This window comes from Pseudomonas sp. 58(2021) (assembly GCF_017491585.1).
GTDB lineage: Bacteria > Pseudomonadota > Gammaproteobacteria > Pseudomonadales > Pseudomonadaceae > Aquipseudomonas > Aquipseudomonas fluorescens_BT.
Genome location: NZ_JAFGYZ010000003.1, coordinates 374,452 through 383,535 on the forward strand (window position 1 = coordinate 374,452; position 9,084 = coordinate 383,535).

Consider the following 9,084-nt stretch of genomic DNA (forward strand, 5'->3'; position numbering starts at 1 on the left):
AGGCTTTGCGCTTTGCCGGACGGGAAATGAATCCCGCCCCCGGACTGAAGCACGATAGAACCCGATTCAGATCAGATTCACCAGGTCGACGTTTCCCCGCTGCGCAACGCCATCTCCCGCCGGCTGTTGAGCCGCATCGCCTTGATCAGCGACACGGTGCCCACCAGCAACAGCGCCGCGCCGAACAGGAAATCGATGTTGTACAGCTGGAAATCCTGCACCGGCCCCACCAGCACTGTGCGCACCACGCCGATTCCCACCAGCGTGGCCAGGAAGTCGATCCCCGGCTCGTCGCGGTAGAACACCAGCAACAACGGCAGGCACAACACCAGCAACATCAGCAGCACCACCACCTTGAACGAACCTTTGCGCTCGACGCTGAACGCGCACTCGTGGTGGCCGTAGGCTTTGTAGTCTTCGTCGCGGACCACCGAATTTTTCTCGTTGATGTAGTCGGCGCGGTTGTACTTCTGGATCGGCGTGAAGGTGTTGGACATCTCCATCAGCGTGGTGATGTTCTTGAAGCGCAGGTCGATGCGCTCGTTACCCTTGAGGTAATACAGCACCGGTTTGTAGCCGTAGCGATAGGTGTCGAAAGGGAACTCGGTGACCCGGCCCTGAACACCGATCGGGCGCGATTCGAGCTGGGCGAAGGCGCTTTTGTCGGTCGAAGCGAGGTTGCGGCTCAGGGGCAGGACTTTCACTTGCTCAAGGAAGATCGGCGTGACGCCGTACGTCCATTGCAACGGTTCCAGGCGCAGACGCAGTTCGTTGCGACCCAGGTCATAGCGGTTGAAGGTGCGCTCGGACACCACCACCGCACCGCTGAGCATGAACTCGCCGCGCAGGTTATTGGTGATGCGCAAGGTCAGTTGATCCTTGCCCAGCAGCGCCGCTTCCGTGTTCGGCGGCGTGCCGCACCATGCGGTGCTTTCGCCGACACCGCCAAGCTGGCCGCCGCGGTTTTCGTTGAACACATAGATGTAACCGGCCCACAGCATCAGCATCAACAGCAACGCGGTAAGGCCCAGAATTTTCTTGCCAACACTCACAACAGCAGACTCCCTTCCTGATTTGCTCAGCCGATAATCCGACGGCGAAAAGGACTCTACCAAAATGCCACCATCGCCCCAAGTTAAAAAACTGGAGCGAAGGGCGGCGGACGATTATTTCGGCTTGTAATGAGAAACCTTCGAACGGAAAACTGATTTTTCACTCTGCAGAACTCCGTAATCGACTGTCAGGTTCCCACGAGGCAGGTCGGATTCCGGGATAAGAATATTAATGGGATGCCCTATCTGCTCTTTAGATACCTGAACATCTAAGGCAAGCCCTTCTCCTGCGTCAGAAATAGCAAAAACTATGACTTCGTGTTCTGTAGCTATTTTTATCGCCGGGGCAGAGAAGTGGAGACCGTCCTGATTTTCTTTCAGGACAGCGGCAGGAAGTGCCGAAAACAATATTCTTTTCGATTTGATAGACATAAAAAACTCCTTACGCTCGTTTATTTGAATACAAGACCTTGATGGCAACCCGTATTGAAGGACGCTTTGCCGGCATTAATTAAAATTCGATACGAGTGTCTGTTCCACTGTAAGAAATAACAGTTTTTTATAACAATTACCGACACTGGAAACCAAAACCCAACCCAAAATGCATAAGAGACAAGGCCGTTCCCGATTTGTTTGGAGACCCTCTCCGCTATAGTTTCACCAAATGCAACTGAATCATCCGCAAAGCACCCACAACATATAAGGGATTTACGGCTATCATTTTCAAGTCTGATAGTACTTTCTCCACCTCATTTCTGGCCGCCATACCGCATGCAACAAGAGGATCCATGATCACCATAAAGGACCTCCACAGCAGGCTTTTTCGATTGGCGTCACTGAAAAAAGGCTGGTCGAATGCCCAGTGATCTACAGCGACACCGTCCAACCCATGAACGTAAGACCACAATGGCTCAATACAGTCAAAGCGCATCCCCATTTTCTTAGTCAACTCCTGCCCCCACTCGTTGGCCTTATTCAAAGAGTCATGCGCTGGATAACTGACGAACGGAAATCCGGGCTCTTCAAGCAAAATAGACCCACCCGCGCGGCAAACGGACAACATATTTGCGAATGCACTATTCCAGTCTGGAATATGCATAAGTACGTACCGAGCATACAAAACATCAACTTGCTGCCTGTCTTGCCAGGTATCCATCAGATTCAAGTTTTCGAACCTGACATTGGATAAATTGCCAGCCTTGAGAAGTTGATCGCAGATATGCAATTGCGAACCCGAAGAGTCCCCTCCTATTACCTGCATCGAAGGATACTCCCTCCCTAGCCAGCACGACATCTGGCCATGACCGCAACCAATATCCAACACGGTTTTGGCATCAGGCGGTAATTGGCTACGCAAGAATCTGACGCTGCCTTGTTCGTAAATATCGGAAAGTATTGCCAAGCGCTCTTGCTCAGCTGCACCTTCCCCCATCAAATAAACCTGACGTTGCTCACCCATACTTACCTCGACTGAAGTAAAACCTATTCGTGACGTTTCATTAAACAGACTGAAACATGCGAAGGACAAAGTGTGAACGCATAAGTTTCTTCTGTCGGGCCTGCGCTTTCATCAGCTTTTACGTCAAAGTTCTTCGCCAACATTGAAATGGCCATCAGCGCTTCATGCATCGCAAGTTGATGTCCCGGACAGTGTCGAGGTCCGATGCCAAACGGAGTGCACGCTTTCTTATTGTCCTGCTCATATGCTTGACTATCGAGCCATCGTTCCGGGAGAAACTCTCCGGCGTGGATGAAGTGCCGTGTATCCTGGCCCGGGTAACCGATTAACAAAAAAACAGGTGTGCCTTTCAAGACTTCTACACCCTGAATTTCCACATCTTCATTTGGTTCAAGTGTTAGTAACGGAAAAACCGGCTTGAGGCGCATAGTTTCCTGAATTATTGCGTGCGCGTAAGGCAGCTTATCCAGCTGATCTATCGTAGGAGTTACGGCGGTACTGTTTAGCACTCGGTCCACTTCCATTTGCAACTTTTCCTGAACTACGGGGTGTCTGGCAATAAAATAGACGGCCCAGGCAATCGTATTAGCCGTTGTGTCCTCCCCTGCTAATAAAAAGGTCAGAACGTTGCCGATAATCTCGCCATCAGATAGTAATTCACTACCTGCGCTGTTTTGGTGGGCAACCAGTTTTTCGATCATATTTACTGGCGGCAATGGAGGCGACGAACCATTTTCCATACGTTCGCGTGCGCTCTTGATGAAACCGCTCACCAAGTGATTAATCCTCGTCAGCGCCACGTTGAACTCGCGATCAGACTTCAGCGTTATATATCGCCAATAAGGAAACACCGCTGCTTGACGGCGAGCGGCTGTTTGCAGAAACGAAGATAGCGCGCCCTGTAACTCTCCAGCAGACTCTTCCAGCGTGTTAAGTTCATAACCAAAAGCAAATCCAGTCACTACATCAACGGTATAACTCATAGCTTCCTGACGCATATCAACCGAACTACCATCAACCGCAAAATTTAACCAGCGTTGTTGTAAGCGTCGGGTTGTAGCGTCGATCGCCTCCCACGCATTTTTTATGTGCAACAAATTGAACGTCGGTGTGATCAGCCTTCGATGCCGGCGCCACTTATCCCCCTCGGCTACAAAAACCCCATCCGCTCCCACTTCAAGCCCTAGCTCTTCCATCTTTACCCAGCGTCTGAATTTCCCCGGCCGCTCGTGAAGCACTTCAGCCATAACGTCAGGCTCAGTCACAACGAGAATACATTTAGATCCAATTTTAAAGGTATAAAACCCACCAAGTTCTCTTGCCCAGTCACACAAGACTTGATAAATGCGTGACGGCTTGATCTGTAGAATATTCCCGAGCAAGGGAATGCCAGCCGGCGACGGAAGTTTTTTGATCGATAACATTACGCCCTCACTGACTCTACTGGTGTGACGCTCGATATAAGTGTTCCAAACCTTTAATTAATTTCTCCTGCGTCGTTATCGAACAGCACCCCGTCACCACGCCTTGCAAATAGTTAGAATCCTCAACAAGTGGCCAAAATTTGTTATATCGACCCACTCGATAACCATTAACTTGGCGATAGACATGGAGCGCATATTTCTGCCGATAGCGTAAAATTATTTCTTCCCAGCTAATCAACCCACTCAATAAAAATAATCGTTCGAGCAACGGCAATCGAATACACCTCATCGATGCATAACCAATGACTATATCCAGCAACCTTGGAATATCACAATCGACGAGCTTCACAGATTTACGTTGATAACGGCACACCTGAAGATCCGGATTAGATTCAAGCGCTAGCGACTCAGCAATGGCCCTCAGTTCACCGGGGTGTTGTTTTATATAGAAAGAAATTGCGAAACACAGTACGTCAACCAGTTCGAGTTGCATCTGGAAATAGTCTGTTTCAGTTTTAGCCCACCACTTCCAATCGTAAAATTCGAGGGCCTCGACTGCTTCGACGATAAGGGCACGACAACACGCATAATTTGCCTGCCTCCAATTTGGATCCACGCTCTCATTCAATAAATTCTGTTGCGACACAATCCAAAATGCCTGCTCATAGCGAAGCTTTTCCATCATGCTCCTCCGTCGCGAACAGAAACGTTGATAGTTGCATCTGAATCCTTGGTTCAGATTAGAGCGCAATAAATCGGAATCGCACACTGTCATATATGACAGGTGACAATTTCCAGACCAAGTGTTAAGGATCAGCGCCTTCGAAACAACGGCCGCGGCTCGATCACCGAGCGCCCGTACAACACGCTCATTCCCGCCAGTCCCTTGAGCGCATCCTCGGCGGATTTGTCCTCGCGCACCGCGAAGCTGTCGAAACCGCACTGGCGCATGTGGCTCAACTGATCGCGCAGCACATCGCCAATGGCCCGCAACTCGCCTTTCCAGCCGAAACGACTGCGCAACAGGTAGGCCTGGCTGTAAGCGCGGCCGTCGCGAAAGCTCGGGAAGTCGAGGGCGATCAGCGGCAGCGATGCCAGCCACGGCAACAGGCTTTCAACGCCGTCGTCCGGGCCCAGCCAGACCGCATGGCGCGAGGGGGATTCGAGCCAGTGGGCCAGCGGCAGAATCAACATTCCGGCGCCGGACTCTATTTCAGGCGAGCGGATCAGCGTCCACGGATCATCGAGCACAATCCGCGCCCCGCTCTCCTCCATCCGCAGCAGATTGTTCATGCCGATACCTCCAGGGCTTTCGGGTAAACCCGCTCCTTGAATGGCTCCAGCCCGATGCGCGCCACGGTATCGACGAACAGCTCTTCCGCCTCGCGATAACGCACGAAAGTGCCAATGATCCGCTCGATCACCTGTGGCACCTCGTCGGCGCTGAACGACGGGCCGATGACTTTGCCCAGTGCGCTGTTTTTGCCCTGGGCGCCGCCGAGAGTGATCTGGTACCACTCGCTGCCGTTTTTATCGACGCCGAGAATTCCGATGTTGCCGATGTGATGATGGCCGCAGGCGTTCATGCAGCCGGAGATGTTCAGGCTGATGTCGCCCAGATCATGCAGGTAATCGAGGTTGTCGAAACGCGCCTGAATCGCCTGGGCAATCGGGATCGACTTGGCATTGGCCAGCGCACAGAAATCACCGCCGGGGCAGGCAATGATGTCGGTCAGCAGGCCGACGTTGGCGGCGCCCAGGCCCTGCTCTTTCGCCAGTTGCCACAGCGCGAACAGCTCGGACTTGGGCACATCCGGCAGAACGATGTTCTGCTCATGGGCAATACGGATTTCACCGAAGCCGAAACGCTCGGACCAGTCGGCCACCGCCAGCATCTGCAAACCGGTCACATCCCCCGGCGGCGAGGCCAGGCCCGGTTTGGTCGACAGCACCACGCTGGTGTAGCCCGGTATCTTGTGCGGTTGCACGTTGCGCGCGACCCAGCGGGCGAACGCCGGGTTGTCGGCCAGGTGCGTGCCGAAATCCAGATCGGTACCCGCCAGCGTGCGATAGTTTGGCGGCACAAAGGCGTTGGCGACGCGCTGGTATTCATCCTCGGTCAGTTGCGCCGGGCCGTCCTTGAGGTGTTGCCATTCTTCTTCGACTTCCTTGGCGAACGCTTCAATGCCCAGCGCCTTGACCAGAATCTTGATCCGCGCCTTGTACTTGTTGTCGCGCCGGCCGTGGCGGTTGTAGACCCGCAACACCGCCTCGACGTAGGACAGCAAGTGCTGCCAAGGCAGGCCGTCGCGGATCTGCAGACCGAGGATCGGCGTACGCCCCAGCCCCCCGCCGACAATCACTCGCAGCAACATCTGCCCGTCGTGACCGGGGTAAAGGTACAGGCCGATGTCATGCATCATGATTGCCGCGCGATCCTGCTTCGCCGAGCAGATGGCGATCTTGAACTTGCGCGGCAGGAACAGGAATTCCGGGTTGATCGTCGACCATTGCCGCAGGATCTCGGCCAGCGGACGCGGGTCGATCAGCTCGTCCGCCGCCACTCCGGCGAAGGCTTCGGTGGTGATGTTGCGCACACAGTTGCCCGAGGTCTGGATCGCATGCATGTTGACCTGCGCCAGACGTTCGAGAATGTCCGGCACTTCGTGCAGTTCGATCCAGTTGAACTGCATGTTCTGCCGGGTGGTGAAGTGGCCATAGCCACGATCGTAGTCACTGGCAATGCTCGCCAGGGTGCGCATTTGTTCGGCACTCAGGGTGCCGTAGGGAATCGCCACCCGCAGCATGTAGGCGTGTTTTTGCATGTACAGGCCGTTTTGCAGGCGCAGCGGCAGAAATTCTTCTTCGCTCAACTCCCCGGCCATGAAGCGCTCGACCTGATCGCGAAACTGCGCAACGCGCTCGAACACCAGCGCCCGGTCGTAATCATCGTATTGATACATCGGCCTACTACCTCGTCAGGAATTTCCTGTGGGAGCGAGCCTGCTCGCGATTGCGGTGTGTCAGGCAACTGCAATGTTGGCTGACACACCGCAATCGCGAGCAGGCTCGCTCCCACAGTTTTGTAAAAGCACTATGACGTTGCAGCGCAGCCTGTTACAGATTCACCTGAACGCATAAAAACCGTATCAGGGCGCGGCAGATGGCCGCAGGCAGCGCCTGGATCTGATCCGCATAAATGAACATTTCCTGAGCCTGTTTTGTTTCCGGTGGGGTTTCTACAGTGCAGCTCGTGCCAGACCGGGTGGCCTGGCAAGACTTTGCAACCGTGGATGAACTGACCATGAGCACAGCAACAATCGGACAGGCTTATAACTACAAGGTCGTCCGCCAATTCGTCATCGCGACTGTTTTCTGGGGTGTCGTGGGCATGGCGATGGGGGTATGGATCGCCTCGCAACTGGTATGGCCGGACATGAATCTGGACTTGCCGTGGACCACCTTCGGCCGCTTGCGACCGTTGCACACCAGCCTGGTGATTTTTGGTTTCGCCGGCAGCGCGCAATTCGCCGCCAGTTATTACGCGGTACAGCGTACCTGCCAGGTGCGGCTGTACTCGGACAAACTTGCGGCCTTCACCTTCTGGGGCTGGCAATCGGTCATCGTGATCATGCTGATCACCTTGCCGATGGGCTACACCACCACCAAGGAATACGCCGAAATCGAATTCTCCGGCGCCGTTTGGATGGCGGTGGTCTGGGTCGCGTACGCCATCGTGTTCTTCACCACAGTGGTGCAACGCAAGACCAAACACATCTACGTCGGCAACTGGTTCTTCGGTGCGTTCATCCTGGTGATTGCCATGCTGCACGTGGTCAATCACCTGTCGATCCCGGTGGACTGGTTCAAGTCCTATCCGGTGTATTCCGGCGCCACCGACGCGATGGTGCAGTGGTGGTACGGGCACAACGCGGTGGGGTTCTTCCTGACCACCGGGTTCCTCGGGATGATGTATTACTTCGTGCCCAAGCAAGTGAATCGGCCGGTGTACTCGTACCGGTTGTCGATCGTGCACTTCTGGGCGCTGATCACCCTGTACATCTGGGCCGGCCCGCACCATTTGCACTACACCGCGCTGCCAGACTGGGCGCAGTCGCTGGGCATGGCGATGTCGCTGATCCTGCTGGCCCCGAGCTGGGGCGGGATGATCAACGGGATGATGACCCTCTCGGGCGCCTGGCATCAGTTGCGCACTGACCCGATCCTGCGCTTCCTCGTCCTGTCGCTGGCGTTCTACGGCATGTCGACCTTCGAAGGTCCGATGATGGCGATCAAGACGGTCAACGCCCTCTCCCACTACACCGACTGGACCATCGGCCACGTGCATGCCGGTGCGTTGGGCTGGGTGGCGATGATCACCTTCGGCGCCACCTATCACATGGTGCCCAAAGTGTTCGGCCGCGAACGGATGCACAGCACGCCGCTGATCAACCTGCACTTTTGGCTGGCGACCATTGGCACGGTGTTGTACATCGCGTCGATGTGGGTCAACGGGATTACCCAGGGCCTGATGTGGCGGGCGATCAACGAGGACGGCACGTTGACCTACTCGTTCGTTGAAGCGCTGCAGGCCAGCCATCCGGGGTTTGTCGTACGGTTTGCCGGCGGGGTGTTCTTCCTGACGGGCATGTTGCTGATGGCCTACAACGTATGGCGCACGGTGCGGGTGGCGGATGTTGCGATTGCCCACCGTGAAGCGCAGATCGCCTGATCAAGGGAGCTGGTCATGTTCGATATTGTCTTGAATGTATTGGGTGTGCTGTTTCTGTGGCTGTCAGTGGAGTACTGCCTGCGCCACGAAACGGCTGAAAGCCTGGATGATGCGAGTCTGACGCCGTTTGCCGATGATCCGGAGGTGGCGCGGCGGGTTGAGCTGGCTACTGGCAAGACTGTGAAAGCGGTGGCGCCGGAGGTGGCGCAGCCGGGGTGGGTCAATCTTGAGATGTGAAGTGTGTCAGGGGCAGCCCCCCTCACCCTAGCCCTCTCCCGGAGGGAGAGGGGACTGACCGAGTTGTTTACTCGAAATACATCGACCTGAAATATCGAAGGTGAATGCAATATCAACAACGACGAAGATCTGCTCCCTTTCCCCCTCGCCCCCTTGGGGGAGAGGGCTGGGGTGAGGGGG

9 protein-coding genes are annotated in these 9,084 nt (G+C 54.9%); 2 read left to right on the forward strand and 7 right to left on the reverse strand.

The window, feature by feature from the left end:
• Positions 1 to 77: 77 nt before the first annotated feature.
• From J5M72_RS05315 to J5M72_RS05345, 7 genes are all read right to left on the reverse strand, one after another.
• Positions 78 to 1,052, reverse strand: a complete 975-nt coding sequence (locus J5M72_RS05315) for a hypothetical protein (protein ID WP_207864493.1) — start codon at positions 1,050 to 1,052, stop codon at positions 78 to 80.
• Positions 1,053 to 1,166: 114 nt separating this feature from the next.
• Entirely contained in the window at positions 1,167 to 1,484 is a 318-nt protein-coding gene (locus J5M72_RS05320; RefSeq protein WP_207864495.1) for a hypothetical protein, read from the reverse strand.
• Between the two features lie 217 nt (positions 1,485 to 1,701).
• Positions 1,702 to 2,511: a class I SAM-dependent methyltransferase gene (locus J5M72_RS05325; protein ID WP_207864497.1), complete on the reverse strand. Its 810-nt coding sequence runs from the start codon at positions 2,509 to 2,511 to the stop codon at positions 1,702 to 1,704.
• Positions 2,512 to 2,534: 23 nt separating this feature from the next.
• Positions 2,535 to 3,935, reverse strand: a complete 1,401-nt coding sequence (locus J5M72_RS05330) for a cytochrome P450 (protein WP_207864500.1) — start codon at positions 3,933 to 3,935, stop codon at positions 2,535 to 2,537.
• A gap of 16 nt (positions 3,936 to 3,951) precedes the next feature.
• The gene (locus tag J5M72_RS05335; RefSeq protein WP_207864502.1) at positions 3,952 to 4,617 is read right to left on the reverse strand and encodes a dUTP diphosphatase; all 666 of its coding nucleotides are present in this window, start codon (positions 4,615 to 4,617) and stop codon (positions 3,952 to 3,954) included.
• A gap of 131 nt (positions 4,618 to 4,748) precedes the next feature.
• Positions 4,749 to 5,228: a DUF934 domain-containing protein gene (locus J5M72_RS05340; protein ID WP_207864504.1), complete on the reverse strand. Its 480-nt coding sequence runs from the start codon at positions 5,226 to 5,228 to the stop codon at positions 4,749 to 4,751.
• Entirely contained in the window at positions 5,225 to 6,898 is a 1,674-nt protein-coding gene (locus J5M72_RS05345) for a nitrite/sulfite reductase (RefSeq protein ID WP_207864506.1), read from the reverse strand. The genes J5M72_RS05340 and J5M72_RS05345 overlap by 4 nt, the downstream gene beginning before the upstream one ends.
• 341 nt (positions 6,899 to 7,239) lie before the next feature.
• Between J5M72_RS05345 and ccoN the strand changes: the two genes are divergently transcribed.
• Both ccoN and J5M72_RS05355 read left to right on the forward strand, forming a co-directional pair.
• Entirely contained in the window at positions 7,240 to 8,667 is a 1,428-nt protein-coding gene (gene ccoN, locus J5M72_RS05350) for a cytochrome-c oxidase, cbb3-type subunit I (RefSeq protein ID WP_207864508.1), read from the forward strand.
• Positions 8,668 to 8,682: 15 nt separating this feature from the next.
• Positions 8,683 to 8,904 carry a cbb3-type cytochrome c oxidase subunit 3 gene (locus tag J5M72_RS05355; protein ID WP_169430229.1) on the forward strand — a complete coding sequence of 74 codons (222 nt, stop codon included), beginning with the start codon at positions 8,683 to 8,685 and terminating at the stop codon, positions 8,902 to 8,904.
• Positions 8,905 to 9,084: the final 180 nt, after the last annotated feature.